11 protein-coding genes are annotated in these 17337 nt (G+C 73.0%); 3 read left to right on the top strand and 8 right to left on the bottom strand.

Annotated features, from left to right (window positions below; translation table 11 throughout):
- From U5640_RS35075 to U5640_RS35050, 6 genes are all read right to left on the bottom strand, one after another.
- Complete coding sequence (locus tag U5640_RS35075; RefSeq protein ID WP_340381739.1) at nucleotides 1-552, bottom strand: hypothetical protein; 552 nt, start codon at nucleotides 550-552, stop codon at nucleotides 1-3.
- The gene (locus U5640_RS35070; RefSeq protein ID WP_340381737.1) at nucleotides 537-1673 is read right to left on the bottom strand and encodes a ParA family protein; all 1137 of its coding nucleotides are present in this window, start codon (nucleotides 1671-1673) and stop codon (nucleotides 537-539) included. Before U5640_RS35070 ends, U5640_RS35075 begins: the two co-directional genes overlap by 16 nt.
- Nucleotides 1674-2099: 426 nt before the next feature.
- Nucleotides 2100-3224 carry an alanine dehydrogenase gene (gene ald / locus U5640_RS35065; protein ID WP_340381735.1) on the bottom strand — a complete coding sequence of 375 codons (1125 nt, stop codon included), beginning with the start codon at nucleotides 3222-3224 and terminating at the stop codon, nucleotides 2100-2102.
- Nucleotides 3225-3394: 170 nt separating this feature from the next.
- A complete protein-coding gene (locus tag U5640_RS35060; protein ID WP_340381733.1) occupies nucleotides 3395-5437 on the bottom strand; it encodes a tetratricopeptide repeat protein in 2043 nt (680 codons plus the stop codon).
- A 700-nt stretch (nucleotides 5438-6137) separates the two neighbouring features.
- Complete coding sequence (locus tag U5640_RS35055; protein WP_340381732.1) at nucleotides 6138-6764, bottom strand: NUDIX hydrolase; 627 nt, start codon at nucleotides 6762-6764, stop codon at nucleotides 6138-6140.
- Nucleotides 6765-6851: 87 nt separating this feature from the next.
- Nucleotides 6852-8501 (bottom strand): CTP synthase, encoded by a 1650-nt coding sequence (locus U5640_RS35050; RefSeq protein ID WP_067250830.1) that lies wholly within the window; start codon nucleotides 8499-8501, stop codon nucleotides 6852-6854.
- A 494-nt stretch (nucleotides 8502-8995) separates the two neighbouring features.
- Here U5640_RS35050 and U5640_RS35045 point away from each other — a divergent pair, with 494 nt between their 5' ends.
- The 3 genes from U5640_RS35045 to U5640_RS35035 all read left to right on the top strand — a co-directional run bounded on the left by U5640_RS35045 (nucleotide 8996) and on the right by U5640_RS35035 (nucleotide 13962).
- On the top strand, nucleotides 8996-10798 hold the full coding sequence (locus tag U5640_RS35045) for a glycoside hydrolase family 15 protein (RefSeq protein ID WP_340385518.1): 1803 nt from the start codon (nucleotides 8996-8998) through the stop codon (nucleotides 10796-10798).
- Between the two features lie 84 nt (nucleotides 10799-10882).
- Nucleotides 10883-12265, top strand: a complete 1383-nt coding sequence (locus U5640_RS35040) for an FAD-binding oxidoreductase (protein ID WP_340381731.1) — start codon at nucleotides 10883-10885, stop codon at nucleotides 12263-12265.
- 50 nt (nucleotides 12266-12315) lie between these two features.
- Nucleotides 12316-13962, top strand: a complete 1647-nt coding sequence (locus U5640_RS35035) for a PucR family transcriptional regulator (RefSeq protein WP_340381730.1) — start codon at nucleotides 12316-12318, stop codon at nucleotides 13960-13962.
- Nucleotides 13963-14054: 92 nt separating this feature from the next.
- On the opposite strand, the gene U5640_RS35030 is transcribed toward U5640_RS35035, so the two are convergent.
- Together U5640_RS35030 and recN are read right to left on the bottom strand one after the other, a co-directional pair.
- Entirely contained in the window at nucleotides 14055-15185 is a 1131-nt protein-coding gene (locus tag U5640_RS35030; RefSeq protein ID WP_340381729.1) for a glycosyltransferase family 4 protein, read from the bottom strand.
- A 273-nt stretch (nucleotides 15186-15458) separates the two neighbouring features.
- Nucleotides 15459-17177 (bottom strand): DNA repair protein RecN, encoded by a 1719-nt coding sequence (gene recN / locus U5640_RS35025; RefSeq protein ID WP_340385516.1) that lies wholly within the window; start codon nucleotides 17175-17177, stop codon nucleotides 15459-15461.
- Nucleotides 17178-17337: the final 160 nt, after the last annotated feature.

Below are 17337 nucleotides of genomic sequence, written 5' to 3'. Positions count from 1 at the left end.
CTACCGCCCTCGCAGCCGTCGTACGAGGATGCTGGCGTCGCCACGGGTCTCCAGGTCGGCCAGCACCACCGCGACCGCCTCGCGCACGATCCGCCCCCGGTCCACGGCCAGCCCGTGCTCGCCGCGGAGCACCAGCCGGGCGTGCTCCAGGTCCATGAGTTCCTCGGCGGACACGTACACGGTGATCTTCTCGTCGTGCCGCTCCCGCCCGCTGGGCCGCCGGGCGGCCTGCCGGCCCCGCTTGCGGGACTGGGCGTCGGCGGAGGCAGAACCTTCCTGCGCCGGTGCCGCGGGCCGCCGTGCCGGGCGCTCCCCGGTGAGGGTCTGGTCGGCGTCGGCCGCCACGTGCTCGGCGCCCTCGCCGTCCCCGCCCTGGGCGGGGACGGCCTGCGGCGCGTCCTCACCCGCGGCGACCCCGTCGCTCTCGCCGGCCGGGGCGGGCACCCGGGCCTCGCCACCGGCCTGGCGTCGGGGTGCGGACGGCTGAAGCGCCATTCCCCCTGTCGTACGGAAGAGTTCGTCGGCCCCCGGCAGACTCACTCGGCGTGACACCGGGCGAGCACCTCCCTGGCGAGCTGGCGATAGGCGGCGGCACCGACGGAGTTGGAGGCGTACGTGGTGATCGGCTCGCCGGCGACCGTGGTCTCCGGGAAGCGGACCGTGCGCCCGATGACCGTGTGGTAGACGTGGTCGTCGAAGGCCTCGACCACGCGGGCCAGGACCTCACGGCTGTGGACCGTGCGCGAGTCGTACATCGTGGCGAGGATGCCGTCGAGCTCCAGCTCCGGGTTGAGCCGCTCCTGGACCTTCTCGATGGTCTCGGTCAGCAGGGCCACACCGCGCAGCGCGAAGAACTCGCACTCCAGCGGCACGATCACCTTGTGCGCGGCCGTCAGCGCGTTGACCGTCAGCAGGCCGAGCGAGGGCTGGCAGTCGATGACGATGTAGTCGTAGTCGTCCATCAGCGGCTTGAGCGCCCGCTGCAGGGTCGACTCGCGCGCGACCTCGGAGACCAGCTGGACCTCGGCGGCCGACAGGTCGATGTTGCTGGGCAGCAGGTCCATGTTGGGGACCGCGGTCTTCAGGAGCACCTCGTCGGCCGCCATGCCCCGCTCCATGAGCAGGTTGTAGACCGTGAGGTCGAGCTCCATCGGATTGACGCCGAGGCCGACCGACAGCGCGCCCTGCGGGTCGAAGTCGACGAGCAGCACCCGGCGTCCGTATTCCGCGAGCGCGGCACCCAGGTTGATGGTCGACGTCGTCTTGCCGACGCCGCCCTTCTGGTTGCACATCGCGATGATCGTCGCGGGGCCGTGCTGGGTCAGCGGGCCCGGGATCGGGAAGTACGGCAGCGGGCGCCCGGTCGGGCCGATGCGCTCACGGCGCTGCCGTGCCGCGTCGGGCGCGAGGGTGGCCGCGTACTCCGGGTCCGGCTCGTACTCGGCGTCGGGGTCGTAGAAGTGCCCGTCGGGCAGTTCGTCGTAGTCGGCGAAGTGGTTGTGGGGCGCGCCACTTCCGTCGCCGGCCATGGCGTTCACGTGATGACCGTCCATGCTCTGGTGTGCTGACAGAGCCGTGCGGGGGCCGAGCCGGCTCTGGTGGGCTGCGAAGGTTCGGACAGCGACGGAGCCGACAGCCTCGGGCCCCGCGGAATCCTGGTCCCGCGTAGGCATTCCTGGTTGACCACCCCCGGGAGCAAATGTCGACTCATTCACAAGTCGTCTTACCTCCTTGGTGACCAGGAAACTTCTAGACAAGGTCAGCGTGGCACCATGCCGACGGTTGGCGACTCTATGGCGTGTCGGGCGTCCGCAGCAACACAATCCGCCGGACCCGGCCCGATGTGTCGGCAATGAAACATGTCGCTGTCAAGGGCGTACGGCCGTCGCACGGCAGGTTCGACCGGTGCGCGAATCGGTCGAAGGGTTGCGTTCGAGGCGAGTTGACCGAGAGCCGCAAAGTGACCATACACACAACCGGCCGGACCTTGTGGGGCAAGGTCCGGCCGGGCGGGTGCCGTTGACACGCCTTGTTGACGTATCTCCTTTGCGAAAAGGTGACTTCATCGCGGCGCTCGCGGCGGGGTCCGCCGCGGGGACTCAGCCGAGGAGCTGGTCGAGCTCCACGTGCTCCAGGCCGTGCGCCTCCGCCACCTCGCGGTAAACGACCTTGCCCTCATGGGTGTTGAGGCCCCGGGCCAGCGCGGCGTCGCGGCGCAGCGCCTCCGCCCAGCCCCGGTTCGCGAGCTCGACGATGTAGGGCAGCGTGGCGTTGGTGAGCGCGTAGGTGGAGGTGTTGGGGACGGCGCCGGGCATGTTGGCGACGCAGTAGAAGACCGAGTTGTGGACCTGGAAGGTCGGCTCGGCGTGGGTGGTGGGGCGGGAGTCCTCGAAGCAGCCGCCCTGGTCGATCGCGATGTCGACAAGGACACTCCCGGGCTTCATCCGGGACACCAGCTCGTTGGTGACGAGCTTGGGGGCCTTGGCGCCGGGGATGAGGACCGCGCCGATGACGAGGTCGGCCTCCAGGCAGGCCTTCTCCAGCTCGAAGGCGTTGGAGACGACGGTCTGGATCTTCGTGCCGAAGATCTTGTCGGCTTCCTTGAGCTTGTTGATGTCCTTGTCGAGCAGGGTGACGTGGAAGCCCATGCCGATGGCGATCTGCGCCGCGTTCCAGCCGGAGACGCCACCGCCGATGACGACGGCCTTGCCGGCCGGGACGCCGGGGACGCCGCCGGGCAGCACACCGCGGCCGCCGCCGGCCCGCATCAGGTGGTAGGCGCCGACCTGCGGGGCGAGGCGCCCGGCCACCTCGGACATGGGCGCGAGCAGCGGCAGGGCGCGGTTGGGGAGCTCGACGGTCTCGTAGGCGATGGCCGTGGTGCCGGACTCCAGCAGGGCGTCCGTGCACTCCTTGGACGCGGCCAGGTGCAGGTAGGTGAAGAGCGTCTGGTCCTTGCGGAGGCGGTGGTACTCCTCGGCGACGGGCTCCTTGACCTTCAGCAGCAGGTCGGCGGCGGCCCACACCTCGTCGGCCGTCTCCAGGATCGCGGCGCCGGCGGCCACGTACTCCTCGTCGGTGATCGAGGAGCCGACGCCGGCGTTGCGCTCGATGACCACCTGGTGACCGTGGCGCACCAGCTCGTGCACACCGGCGGGGGTGATGGCCACCCGGAACTCGTTGTTCTTGACCTCGCGGGGGATGCCGACCTTCACGTCGATCACGGTCCTTGGCTCAGAGGGTGAGGGCATAGAGATACATACCCGGATGCAAGGGGTACACCGGGATACACCGCAGGAGAAGGTGCGGCAGAGCCAGTCTAATGAAGGTGTTCCCGCTGTCTAGCCTTTCAATGCATCAATCTTTAGGAGATGCACTACGGATTTCGCAGGCGTTAGGGCTGTGTTCCAGTCGATTGCGGGTCAGGCCCGCCGGTTGGGGCGTCGTCCTGGGCGGCCTCCTCCAGGAGCCGGCCCGCCTCACCGCGGTGCAGCCGCGCGGCCGTCGGGTCGCCGAGACGGTCCAGGGTGTCGGCGAGGCGCAGCCGTACGGCCGCCTGGAGTCGGGTGTCCTCGGCGTGCCGGGCCCACTCCAGCGCCTCCTCGCAGGTGCGCAGCGACTCCTCGGGCCGGCCGGCGTACTCCTGGACCCGTGCCAGTTCGCTCAACGCCCGTGCGTGGGCGGCCACATCGCCGTTCTTGCGGTGTCCGGCCGCGGCGGCCCGCCAGGCCCGTTGCGCCTCGCCGTAGCGGCCCGCGTAGGTGTGCGCGGTGGCGATCCGGCCGTACAGGCGGGCGGCGTCCGTGCGCTCGTCGCGGGCCAGGCGCTGGGCGAGGGCCCGGCCGTACCAGTCGGCGGCCCGTTCGTAGTCCCCGAGCTCCAGGTGCGCGCCGCCCACGGATTCCATCGCGCGGCCGGTCGCGTACGGGTCGTGCGCCGCCCGTCCGGCGTCCAGCGCCGCCCGGTAACGTGCCAGGGCCTCGGCCGTGCGGCCGGTCCGGGCGTCGACGTCGGCCAGGTTCAGCAGGGCGGCGGCCTTCTCCCGGGGCAGGTCGCGGCGCTCGGCCACGTCGAGCACGAGCCGGTGGACGCCGTACAGGTCGGGTGCGGCCTCCTGGGTGCCGAAGTGCGCGACCATCGCGCGCACCAGCTGGGACATCAGCCGGCGGGCCAGGGTGTCCAGCTCGCCGTCCGCGACGGCCGCGCGGGCCGCGGCGAGCAGGGCGGGACGGCGCGCGGTCAGCCACTCGGCGGCGGCGGCCGGGGTGGGGAAGCGCAGGCCGCGCGGGGTGCCCTGGAGCTTCTCGCGGGCCTGGGGGTTGTCCGGCTCGGTGACGGCCCGGCAGGACTGCAGCAGCCGTACCGTCCGCTCGAACATACGGGCGCGGGCCAGCTGGAGCTCTGCGGGGCGTTCCTGGGCCTCGGCGGCGGCCCGCAGCAGGGGGTGCAGGGCGGCCGGGACCTCGTACTGCGGCAGCGGGGAATCCAGGGCCCGCAGCAGGCCGAGGGCGGTGAGGTCGTCCAGGGCGGTCCGGGCGGCGCTCAACGAGCAGCCTGCGAGGGCTGCGGCGGTGTGCGGGTCGGCCAGTCCGGCCGGGGCCAGCGAGAGCAGGCGCAGGATGCGGGCGGCGGGGACGGGCAGGGTGGCGTGGACGAGGCCGAAGACCCGGCTCAGCGGGGTTCCCTCGTCACCCTCGGCGTGCAGTTGCTTGGCGAGGTCGGAGACGGCCGCCTGCGGGCGCGCGGCGAGCCAGCCGCCGGCCAGGATGAGCGCGGCGGGGTGGCCCTGGCAGATCTCGACGAGCCCCTCGGCCGCGCGCGGGTCGACGGTGATGCGGACCGAGCCGGTGTAGCGGGTGAGCAGGTCGAGGGCGGACTTGGTGTCCAGGCCGCCCAGGGTGCAGGGGCGGACGTCCGCGATACCGGTGAGCGGGCCCGCGGACACGGCGACGAGCAGGCATTCCGGGGTGTCCGGCAGCAGCGCGTCGACCTGGTCCGCGCCGGTCGCGTCGTCCAGCAGGATCAGCGCGCGCCGGTCGGCGAGGGCCGCGCGGAGGGTGGCCGCGAGCTCGTCCTCGTCGGCGCCGGCCGGGGCCGGCAGGTCCAGGGCGGCGAGCAGGTCGCGGGCGGCGCGCTCGACGGGGACGGGGGTGCCGTCGGGTTCGGCGAGCCGGGTGCGCAGGACGCCGTCGGGGTAGCGACGGGCGACCTGCCGGACGAGTTCCTCGGCGAGCGCGGTGCGGCCGGAGCCGGGGCGGCCCGCGATGAGGAGCACGCGCGCGCGGGGAGCCTTCCGCCCGGTGAGGGTGTCCAGCCCCGTGCGTTCGATGTCGGCGCGCAGTTCTTTCAACTCCCGGGTTCTTCCCAGGAATTGACCCCGTGTCGCAGCGTGTCCGGACAGCTGCACGCCGCCTGTGTCCACTGCCTGATCCGTCACGGGCCACACTCCCGTCCCACGCACACGCCTGCCCGCCGGGACTCCGGATCGGACGATTCCAGAGCCTAGTTCACGCTCTGCGACGTTCCGGGCGCAGGAGTGCGGGCAGGGCCCCCAGGTCCCCCGATCGGATCAGGCGATCGTCACACCGCACCCACACGGGCCGACGGCCGACAGCCGGGTGGGACGACGACCCACGGCGGCGTGGGACGACGACCGGCAGCCGGGCTGGACGACGACCGGCGGCCGCGTGCGCGAGGGCCACGGCCGGACGGGACGACGACCGGCAGCCGGGTGCGCGGCGGCCACAACCGGATGGGAGACGACCGCCAGCCGGGCGGGCGGCGGCCACACCGTGCAGGACACCGCCTCGCGGCCCCAGGCACGACACCCACAACCGCGTGCGACGCGCCCGACGCCCCAAGCACCACGGCCCACAGCCGTGCACAACGCGCACCTCACAGCCCTGAGCGCCACAGCCCACTGCCGCGTGCGACGCCCCTGCGCCCCCAAGCACGACAGCCCAGCCGTGCACCGTGCCTCGCCACCCCGAGCGCAACGGCCCACCGCCGTGCACGACACCGCCTCGCGGCCCCAAGCGCGACCGCCACAGCCGCGTGCGACGCGCCTCGCGGCGCCAGGCACGACGGACGCCCCACAGCCGCCTACGGCACCGCCTCGCGCCCCCGAGCGCGAGCGTTCAGGCTGTGAACGGGCGGGCCGGCCAAGGTGCGTCCGCGGGGCGCAGCGCGTCGAGGCCGTCCCCGGCGCGCGCGGCCACGAAGGAGAGCACGCCCACCACGAGACAGTTGTTGTGCACGTCGCCCGCGAGCACCGCGCGGACGAGGTCGTCGACCGGCACGCGTGCGTGCTCCATGTCCGCCTCCTCGTCCTCCACCTCGAAGCGCCGCCCGTCGGCCTCGGACAGCCCCCGGGCGAGGAAGATCCGTACGGACTCGTCGCAGCCGCCGGGGGTCGTGTACACGTCCGTCAGCACCCGCCATTCCTCGGCCTTGACGTGCGCCTCCTCGTACAGCTCGCGCTGCGCCGCGTGCAGCGGGTTCTCGCCGGGCACGTCGAGCAGGCCGGCCGGGATCTCCCAGAGCTTGTGCCGCACGGGGTGGCGGTACTGCTTGATCAGCAGCACCCGGTCCTCGTCGTCGAGGGCGAGGACGGCCACGGAACCCGGGTGGACCTGGTAGTCGCGGCGGACGACACCGCCGTCCGGCATGACCACCTCGTCCGTGCGGACGGAGGTCTTGTTGCCCACGAAGGGGGTCTCCGTCGAGCGGATCTCCCACGCCTCGGGGGTGTCCTTGATCGTCATGCCCTGTACTCCTTCGACGTGCACGAACGAAAACCGGGGTGCTCCCCGTTGAAGGGAAGCACCCCGGCCACCGTACAAGCTGGTGTGTTACTTGGAATTCTTCCGCTCGACGGAAGCCTTCACCAGGCCCGCGAACAGCGGGTGCGGGCGCGTGGGCCGCGAGCGCAGCTCCGGGTGGGCCTGGGTCGCGACCAGGTAGGGGTGGACGTCGCGCGGGTACTCGACGTACTCGACGAGCTTGCCGTCCGGCGAGGTGCCGGAGAACAGGATGCCCGCCTTCTTCTCCAGCTCGGCGCGGTAGGCGTTGTTGACCTCGTAGCGGTGGCGGTGCCGCTCCTCGACGTACTCCTTGCCGTCGTAGACCTCACGGACGATGGAGCCCTCGGCCAGCTTGGCCGGGTACATGCCCAGGCGCATCGTTCCGCCCATGTCGCCCTCGCCCGCCACGATGTCGAGCTGCTCGGCCATGGTGGAGATCACCGGGTGCGCGGTGGCCGCGTCGAACTCGGTGGAGTTCGCGTCGCCGATGTCGGCGAGGTTGCGGGCCGCCTCGATCACGATGCACTGCAGGCCCAGGCAGAGACCGAGCAGCGGGATCCTGTTCTCGCGGGCGTAGCGGATCGCGCCGACCTTGCCGAGCACCCCGCGGTCGCCGAAGCCGCCCGGGATGCAGATGCCGTCGACGTCGGCGAGCTGCGCCTTGGCACCGGCCGGGGTCTTGCAGTCGTCGGAGGTGACCCACTTGATCTTCACGCGGGCCTTGTTGGCGAAGCCGCCGGCGCGCAGCGCCTCGGTGACCGAGAGGTAGGCGTCGGGCAGGTCGATGTACTTGCCGACCAGGGCGAGGGTGATCTCGTGGTCGGGGTTGTGGACGCGGTCGAGCAGGTCGTCCCAGGTCGTCCAGTCCACGTCGCGGAACGGCAGGTCCAGCTTGCGGACGACATAGGCGTCCAGGCCCTCGCCGTGCACGGTCTTCGGGATGTCGTAGATGGACCGCGCGTCCGGGCAGGCCACCACGGCGGCCTCGTCGACGTCGCACATCAGCGAGATCTTGCGCTTGATCGCGGTGGGCACCTCACGGTCGCAGCGCAGCACGATCGCGTCGGGCTGGATGCCGATGTTGCGCAGGGCGGCCACGGAGTGCTGGGTGGGCTTGGTCTTCAGCTCGCCGGACGGGCCGATGTACGGCAGGAGCGAGATGTGCACCACGAACACGTTGTCCCGGCCGACCTCGTGCCGCACCTGGCGGACGGTCTCCAGGAACGGCAGCGACTCGATGTCGCCGACCGTGCCGCCGACCTCGGTGATCACGACGTCGACCTCGTCCGTCGCCATGCGGCGGATCCGGTGCTTGATCTCGTTGGTGATGTGCGGGATGACCTGCACGGTGTCACCGAGGTACTCGCCGCGGCGCTCCTTGGCGATCACGGTGGAGTACACCTGGCCGGTGGTGACGTTCGCCGAGCCGTCGAGGTCGCGGTCGAGGAAACGCTCGTAGTGGCCGATGTCCAGGTCGGTCTCGGCGCCGTCGTTGGTGACGAACACCTCGCCGTGCTGGAAGGGGTTCATCGTGCCCGGGTCGACGTTCAGGTACGGGTCGAGCTTCTGCATCACGACGCGCAGACCGCGCGCCTTGAGCAGCATGCCCAGGCTGGAGGCGGTCAGGCCCTTGCCGAGAGAGGAGGCGACACCCCCGGTGACGAAGATGTGCTTGGTCGTCGTAGATTTCGGCGGCATGGCCAAGAGGGGGCTCCCGTGGTCGCGGTCTGGGGTCGCTGCGGTTCGGGGGTTTCGAGCCCACCGGTCCACGGGCTACCAGGGTATCAGCGCCTCGACGGGATGGCTTCCGGCCACGCTCCGGGTACGCGCCGCCACCGGGCGCGCCGTTCGCGCGGGCCGGGCAGACTACTTCTTACGGGCTTCCCACCGGGGGCTCACCCGTTCGGCGTACGCACGTTGCCGGGAGCGACACACAGATCATCTACGTGCGTCGTATCCTGCTCGGACACTCGCTGCCGAGCCCGGCCGGCAAGACGGCACACCCCAGCCCGTGACCACCGGAACAACGAGAGCTCGTCAGTTCGTTGAGCAACAATTGGCGTTTTGCCCATACGGCGGAGCGACTGCTTTGCTTCATCGCTCAACGACGCATTACAACGACCCCTTGACCGCAAATAAGCGACAGCCCCCGTTCGCGTGGGGGTGACGTGGCCGTTCGACTGGAGTTGCACGTGGCCGGGCGCATCGAAGACTACGCACTCATCGGAGACATGCAGACCGCTGCCCTGGTCTGCCGTGACGGGACAGTGGACTGGCTGTGCCTGCCCCGCTTCGACTCGCACGCGATCTTCGCCGGTCTGCTCGGCACAGAGGAACACGGATTCTGGCGCCTGGGCCCGGCCCACGCCTCCGACACCCAGCCGCCCACGGCGGCCCGGCGCACCTACCGCGGCGACTCGCTGATCCTGGAGTCCGAGTGGGACACCCCGCGCGGCACGGTCCGGATCACCGACTTCATGCCCCCGCGCGACGGCGCGCCCCAGCTGATCCGCATCGTCGAGGGCGTCACGGGCCGCGTCCCGATGCGCTCCACCCTGCGTATGCGCTTCTCCTACGGCCGGGTCGTCCCGTGGGTGCACAAGCACGAGGGCCGCACGGTCGCCGTCGCGGGCCCGGACTCGGTGTGGTTCGACACGACCGCCGAGACCTACGGGAAGTCGCTGACCACGTACGCGGACTTCACCGTCGCCCCCGGTGACCGCATCGCGTTCACGATCTCCTGGGAGCCCTCGCACAAGCAGCCGCCGGCGCTGCCGGAGCCGGAGCAGTCGCTGGAGGCGACGGAGGAGTTCTGGCGCGAGTGGGTGGAGCACTGCACGTACCACGGCCCCTACCGCGAGGCGGTGATCCGCTCCCTGATCACCCTCAAGGCCCTCACCTACGCCCCCACCGGCGGCATCGTCGCGGCCCCCACCACCTCCCTGCCCGAGGACATCGGCGGCGTCCGCAACTGGGACTACCGCTACACCTGGCTGCGCGACGCGGCGATCACCCTCTCCTCGCTGCTGCGCACCGGCTACCGCGAGGAGGCCCGCGCCTGGCGCGAGTGGCTGCTGCGCGCGGTCGCCGGCGACCCCGAGAACCTGCAGATCATGTACGGCATCGCGGGCGAGCGCGAGCTGGGCGAGGCCGAGCTGGACTGGCTGCCGGGCTACGAGAACTCCGCCCCGGTCCGGGTCGGCAACGGCGCGGCGCACCAGCTCCAGCTGGACGTCTACGGCGAGGTCACCGAGGCCCTGCACCTCGGCCACATGACGGGCCTCGCCCGCAACGACTACGCCTCCCTGCTCCAGCTCAAGCTGATCCGCTACCTGGAGAAGCACTGGGACGCCCCCGACGAGGGCATCTGGGAGGTGCGCGGCCCGCGCCGCCACTTCGTGCACTCCAAGGTCATGGCCTGGGTCGCCGTGGACCGCACCATCAAGCTCATCGAGTCCGGCGACGCCGACGGCCCGCTGGAGCGGTGGCGCGAGCTGCGCGACGACATCCACCGGGACGTGTGCGAGAAGGGCTACGACAAGGAACGCAACACGTTCACCCAGTCGTACGGCTCCAAGGAGCTCGACGCGTCGCTGCTGCTGATCCCCCAGATGGGCTTCCTGCCGCCCGACGACAAGCGGGTCATCGGCACCATCGAGGCGATCCAGCGGGAGCTGTCCACCCCGGACGGCTTCATCCTGCGCTACCCGACCTCCGGCGACAACGAAGGCGTCGACGGCCTCCCCGGCGACGAGGGCGCCTTCCTCGCCTGCTCGTTCTGGATGGCAGACGACCTGGCGATGATCGGGCGCGTCGACGAGGCCCGCAAGCTCTTCGAGAAGCTGCTCTCCCTGCGCAACGACCTCGGTCTGCTCGCCGAGGAATGGGACCCCCGTCTCAAGCGCCAGGTCGGCAACTTCCCCCAGGCCTTCAGCCACGTCCCGCTGATCGACACGGCCCTCAGGCTGACGGCGTCGGGCGCCTACGGGGGCTGAGGCGCAGGCGCCGAACAGGAAGCCCGCGCCGTGCGCGCCTAGTCTGGGAAGGTCATACTGCCCCTGCACGGAAGGGGGCGCCCCATGGCCTCCCCCTCGAAGGCGGGCGCGGCGCTGGCCGCGTTGCGCGAAGAACTGTCGGGCGACGTGTTCGCCCCGGACGACCCGGGCTACGACGAGGCCCGCACGGTCTTCAACGCGATGGTCGACCGTCGTCCGGCGGTGATCGCGCAGTGTGTGGACGAGGCGGACGTCGTCCGGACGGTGCGTTTCGCCCGTGATCTGGACCTGCCCGTCGCGGTGCGCGGGGGCGGGCACAGCGTGGCGGGCAGCGCCCTGGGCGACGGCGCGGTGGTGGCCGACCTGCGGCACATGCGGGCCGTCACGGTCGATCCCGAGGCCCGCACGGTGCGGATCGCGGGCGGCGCGACCATGAGCGACCTGGACCGCGCCTGCTCCCCCTTCGCCCTCGCCACGACCGGCGGCCGGGCCTCCACCACCGGTGTCGGCGGGTTCGTCCTCGGCGGCGGCTCCGGCTGGCTGGACCGCGCCTTCGGCCTGGCGGTGGACAACCTGCTCGGCGTGGACCTCGTCACCGCCGACGGCACCCGGACGCACGCCGACGCCGACGACAACCCGGAGCTGTTCTGGGCCCTGCACGGCGGCGGCGGGAACTTCGGCGTCGCCACCGCGCTCACCCTCGGTCTGCACGACCTGCCCGACTTCTCGATCGCGCTGCTGCTGTACCGGCCCGAGTTCGGCCGCGAGGTCACCCGCACCTACCGCGAGCTGATCGCGTCCGGTCCCGACGAGGCGAGCGGCATGACCGTCTACTTCACCGGGCCGCCGGCGGAGTTCGTCCCGCCGCACCTGGTCGGCACCCTGCTGGTCGGCGCCCTGGTGACGTTCGCCGGGTCCGAGGCCGATCTGCGCAAGCTGGCCGAGCCGATGCTGGCGCTGCCCCACGAGGCGGCGGTCGTCGGCGCGATGCCGTACGCCGAGGTGCAGTGCATGCTGGACGACCCGCCCGGCATGCGGAACTACTGGTCGGCGGAGTACCTGACCGGCGTACCGGACGCGTTCGTGGAGGTCTTCTGCGCCCGCGGCGAGTCCGTGCCGGTGCCGACGGGCACCATGCACGCGCTGTTCCCGCAGGGCGGCGCGATCGCCGCGGGCCCGCACGACTACCCGGTGCCGTTCCGCGACGCGCCGTGGGGCGTGCACCCCTTCGGGCTCTGGGAGGACCCGGCCGACGACGAGCGCTGTGTGGCGTGGGTACGGGACGTACGGGCCGACGTCCGGCCGTGGAGCACCGGGGACGTCTACCTCAACTTCATCGGCGACGAGGGGACCGACCGGGTCGTGGCCGGCCTCGGCACGGAGAACGCGCGGCGGCTCGCGGACGTCAAACGGCTCTACGACCCCGACAACGTCTTCCGCTTCAACCACAACATCAAGCCCGCCTGACCGGCCGCTCGGCTGTCTGCCGGTGCGTGCGCGCAGGTAGCGTCCGCTGCATGGACAGCCGTACGGAGCACCACCGACCCGACAGCCAGGACGCCGGCATCACCGTGCGCCGGGCGCTGGAACTGCCCGGCCTGCGCAGCGGGCTGCCCGAGGTCCTCGCGGGCGCGGACCGGCTGGGGCGGACCGTGCGCTGGGTGCACGCCGGCGAGGTCCCGCACATCGCCTCCCTGCTCAAGGGCGGCGAGCTGCTGCTGACCACGGGGTACGGCCTCGGCACCCGGCCGGCCGAGCAGCGGGCGTTCGTGCGCACCCTGGCCGACCGGGGCATCGCGGCCCTGGTGATCGAGCTGGGCCCGCGCTTCACCCGGCTGCCCGCGACCCTGGTGGAGACGGCGCGGGCCAACGGCCTGCCCCTGGTGCAGCTGCACCGCGAGGTGCCGTTCGTGACGGTCACGGAGGAGATCCACACCGAGATCGTCAACGGCCACTACGCCCTGCTCCAGCGCGCGGAGGAGGTGCACCGCCGCTGCACCGAGGCGCTGCTGGGCGGCGGCGGCATCCCTCAGGTGCTGGGCATCCTGGCCGGCTTCGGCGGCAACCCGGTGTTCCTGGAGACGACGGACGGGCAGCTGCTGTACGCCGCCGGGGAGGGACCGGAGGGAGCGGATCCGCTCCAGGTGTGGGAGGGGCTGCGCGGCCCCCGCAAGGACGCTCCGCCGCCCGCCGGGTCGGTGCTGGTGGACGTGCCCGGGGGCGGACCGGGGGCGGGTGCGGTCCGCGCCCGGCTCGTGCTGCTGCCCGTGCGCGGCCCGCTCGCTCCGGTGCACCGGATGGCCGCGGAGCGTGCGGCGGGCATCCTGGCCGTGGTGCTGATGCAGGCCCGTCAGGAGGAGGAGCTGGCGGCGCGCGGCCGGGGCGACTTCCTGACCGATCTCGCCGAGGGCCGGATCACGGCGGAGGACGCTCCCGCGCAGGCCCGGGTGCTGGGTTTCAAGCCCGGCGCGGGCCCGCTGCTGCCGGTGGTGATGCGGCTGGGCGACGCGCTCTCCCCCGGCGGGGGGTGGGCGGTGCTGGCCCGGGCGGTCGCCGAGGAACTGGCGTCGGTGGGCGTGCCGGTGCTGCTGGGCGTGCGGCCGGTGGAGGGCCGGGTGCCGCTGCTGGTGGGGCTGCGCTCGGAGCCGGAGCGTTCCGCGGTCGCGGACCGGGTCGCGGCGGCACTGCGGGCCGGGGTGGAACGGGCCGGGATGCGGCGGCCGGGCGCCCCGCCGCCAGTCGTGGTCGTCGGGGTCGCGGGCGGCTGGACGGCGGCCTCGGCGGGCCTGCGGCACGCGGCGGAGACGGCGACCGCCGCCCACGGCCTGTCGGACCGCCCCTGGTACGACGCCCGCCGCCTCGACATCGACCTGCTGCTGTGGCGGCTGCGCGACCACCCGGACCTGGCGGCGTTCGTGGACCGCGCGATCGGCCCGGTCCGCGAGCACGACGACCGGTCCAAGCCGCCGCTGCTGCCCACCCTGGAGACGTATCTGGCCCACGCGGGCCGCAAGGCGGAGACCGCCCGCGAGCTGCACCTCAACCGCCAGACGCTCTACAACCGCCTCGCCCGCATCGGCGAACTGCTGGGCTCCGACCTGGACGACCCGCAGACGGTCCTGGCCCTCAGCCTGGCCCTGCGCGCCCGCCGGCATCTGCCCTGACCCCTTGACGCCCCGACGCCCCGACGCCCTGACGCCCTGACGCCCCGACGCCCCGACGCCTTGATGTCCAGATGCCGCAGCGCACCGCGGGGTCAGATCATCGGCACCGGCTGGGTCAGCTCGTCGTAGACGCTCAGGACCTGGGCGACGGTCTCGTCCTCGGTGGGCCAGGTGGCCGCCTGGCGGGTCCCCAGGTCCCGCAGCCGCTCGGACCGGTCCGGATCGCCGAGCAGCCGGACGACGGCCTCGGCGAAGGCCGGTGCGTCGTCGGGCGGGACGAGCTCGGCGGCCTCGCCGACGAGTTCGCGGATCCCGCCGGCCCGGGCGGCGACGAGCGGCACACGCGCGTGGAGTGCCTCCTGCGCGAGGACCGAGCGGGCCTCCTCGGTGCCCGGCAGCAGCGCGAGGTCGGCGGCGGCGAGCAGCGCGCCGGCGTCCTCCCGCCGCCCGAGCAGCCGGACCGGCAGCTCCTCGGTCTCGATGCGCTGCTGCAGCGCCGCGCGCAGCGGGCCCTCCCCGGCGATGACGACCAGCGGCACGGGGTCCAGCCGGCACCACGCGTGCACGGCGTCCAGCAGCAGGTCGTAGCCCCGGTGCCGGTCCAGCGAACCCACGGCCATCAACAGCGGGCGGCCGATCGCACCGAGTTCGGCCCGCACCTTGCAGTGCGGCTCCTCGTCGTCCTCGGAGCCGTCGTCGGGCACGCCTCGCCCGGGCAGCGCCACGGCGGCGAGCCGGGCGTCCCTGGCGCCGCTGCGCCGGGCCCGGTCGACCAGGTCGGAGGTGGTGCCCAGGACCACGGCGGCCGCTCTCGCCACCCGCCGCTCCAGCAGCCGCAGCAGATGCGCGCGGGCTCCCTCGGCGCGGGCCCGGCCGTGCCAGGTGACGACGAGCGGGGTGGGGCGCCCGCCCAGGGCCAGCACGGCCCGGAAGGAGGCGTGCAGCCCGTGCGCGTGGACCACGTCGGCCTCCGCGCAGGCCGCCCGCAGCGCCGCCACGGAGCCGGGGTCGCTGCTGCGCGGCACGTGCACGTGTGCGGCGCCGGCGCCCGTGAAGTCGTGGAGGTGCTCGGCCTCGGACGGGGCGCACACCGTCACCCGCACGCCCCGCGCGACGAGCCCCGCGGCCAGGGAGCGCACATGTGCGCTGCTGCCGACGTTGCCGCCGCCCAGCACCTGCACGGTGCGCAGCGGCGACTGGCCGTGCGGTGAGTGGCTGCTCACGTGGCCGGGGCTCCTGGTTCGGCGTAGGACGGTCACGAAGGAACGGCTTCCTCCACGTACCGAGCCCAAGGATGCCAGCACGCACGGGTGTTCCGTGTCGCCCAGCCGCCGGACCACCGGCGACACGGCCGCACAAGTCACCCACACGAGCGAAGAAACTCAGGGATCCGTTCGATTACGTCCCCTGGGTCCCGCCCCCGGTTCCCGGGCCCGGGAACCGTGCCGACGCGTCCGCCCCGCGTCCGCCCCGCGTCCGTGCCGACGCGTCCGTCCCTACGCGTCCGCGCGGGCCGTCGCGAGCAGTTCCTCCGCGTGGGCCCGGGCCGTCTCGGAGTCCTCCTGCCCGGCCAGCATCCGGGACAGCTCCCGGATGCGCTCCTCGCCCTCCAGGACCTTCACACCGGACCGGGTGACCGACCCGTCGTTGGTCTTCTCGACCAGCAGCTGCCGGTCGGCGAACGCGGCGACCTGCGGAAGGTGGGTCACCACGACCACCTGGGCGGACTTCGCGAGCTTGGCGAGCCGTCGCCCGATCTCGACCGCCGCCTTGCCGCCGACGCCCGCGTCGACCTCGTCGAAGAGGTACGTCGGCACGGGGTCGGTCCCCGCGAACACGACCTCCACGGCGAGCATCACGCGCGACAGCTCACCGCCCGAGGCGCCCTTGGCGATGGGCCGGGGCGGGGCACCCGGATGGGGGGCGAGCAGCAGCTCGACCTCGTCGGCGCCGGACGGACCGTAGGCGACCGCCCGTCCGCCCACCTCGACGCCCTCCGGGTCGTCGGTCTGCCGGATCGCGAACGACACGCGCGCGTGCGGCATCGCGAGCGACGCCAGCTCCGCCGTCACCGCCGCCGCGAACTTCTCGGCGGCCGCCGTCCGCGCGTCCGTGAGCGCCTGCGCCAGCCCGCCCAGTTCGGTCCGCAGCGCGTCCCGCTCGGCGGTCAGTTCGCCGATCCGCTCGTCGTCGCCGTCCAGCTCGGTCAGCCGGGCGGCGCTCTGCTCGGCCCACGTCAGCACCGCGTTCACGTCCGGCCCGTACTTGCGGGTCAGCCCGGTGAGCGCGGCGCGCCGTTCCTCGACGGCGGCGAGGCGCAGCGGGTCGGCGTCGAGGTCGTCGGCGTACCCGGCGAGTTCTCCGGCCACGTCGCCCAGCAGGATCCCGATCTCCCCGATCCGGTCGGCGAGCGCGGCGAGCCTCGGGTCGTAGGACCGCACGGCCTCCAGGGCCCGCTGGGCGCCCGCGACCAGGGTCGCGGCGTCGATGCCCTCGGGGTCCTCCGGATTGCCCGCGAGAGCGGCGTGCGCGGCCGTGGCGGCCGAGGACAGCGCCTCGGCGTGCCCGAGCCGCTCGGCCTCCTCGGCGAGCTCCACGTCCTCCCCGGCGCGCGGTTCGACGCCGGACACCTCGTCGAGGCCGTAGCGCAGCAGGTCGGCCTCCTGGGCCCGCTCGCGCGCACGGGTGACGATCTCGTCCAGTTCGGCGGCGACGGCCCGCAGCCGCCGGTAGGCCTCGGTGTACTTGGCGAGCGGCACGGCGACGGCGTCCCCGGCGTACCGGTCGAGCGCCTGCCGCTGCCGGGACAGCTTCAGCAGCCCCTGCTGGTCGGTCTGCCCGTGCACGGCCACCAGCTCGTCGGCCAGCTCGGCCAGCACGCCCACCGGCACACTGCGCCCGCCGACGTGCGCCCGGGACCGCCCCTCCGCTGAAACGGTACGGCTGATCAGCAGCGCGCCGTCGTCGAGCTCGGCCCCGGCCTCCTCGGCCCGTACGGCCACCGGGGCGCCCGAGGGCACGGCGATGCGCCCCTCGACCACCGCCCGCTCGGCGCCGATCCGCACGAGCGCGGCATCGGCGCGCCCGCCCAGCAGCAGCCCGAGGCTGGTGACCACCATGGTCTTGCCCGCACCCGTCTCACCGGTGACGGCGGTGAACCCGGGCGACAGCTCGACGACCGCGTCGTCGATGACTCCGAGCGACCGTATCCGCATCTCCTCCAACACGGAGAAGACCTTACGAGGTCCGACCCGAAGAGTGCGAGGCACCCTGTCACCCGGGCGAGTGGAGGTTGTCCGTTCGGGGCACGGGGAACCGCGCGGACCACCACGACGGCGCCGCGGCCGCCACCGGTCCCCGTCACCCCCTACCGAC

The organism is Streptomyces sp. SS7 (genome assembly GCF_037993025.1).
GTDB lineage: Bacteria > Actinomycetota > Actinomycetes > Streptomycetales > Streptomycetaceae > Streptomyces.
This window is presented reverse-complemented; position numbering and strand designations above follow the sequence as displayed.

What these genes read in the sequence shown, in the direction of transcription:
- recN (WP_340385516.1), bottom strand. Translation starts at nt 17,177, where the DNA reads ATGCGGATACGGTCGCTCGGAGTCATCGACGACGCGGTCGTCGAGCTG.
- U5640_RS35070 (WP_340381737.1), bottom strand. Translation starts at nt 1,673, where the DNA reads ATGCCTACGCGGGACCAGGATTCCGCGGGGCCCGAGGCTGTCGGCTCC.
- U5640_RS35050 (WP_067250830.1), bottom strand. Translation starts at nt 8,501, where the DNA reads ATGCCGCCGAAATCTACGACGACCAAGCACATCTTCGTCACCGGGGGT.
- U5640_RS35040 (WP_340381731.1), top strand. Translation starts at nt 10,883, where the DNA reads ATGGCCTCCCCCTCGAAGGCGGGCGCGGCGCTGGCCGCGTTGCGCGAA.
- U5640_RS35035 (WP_340381730.1), top strand. Translation starts at nt 12,316, where the DNA reads ATGGACAGCCGTACGGAGCACCACCGACCCGACAGCCAGGACGCCGGC.
- U5640_RS35055 (WP_340381732.1), bottom strand. Translation starts at nt 6,764, where the DNA reads ATGACGATCAAGGACACCCCCGAGGCGTGGGAGATCCGCTCGACGGAG.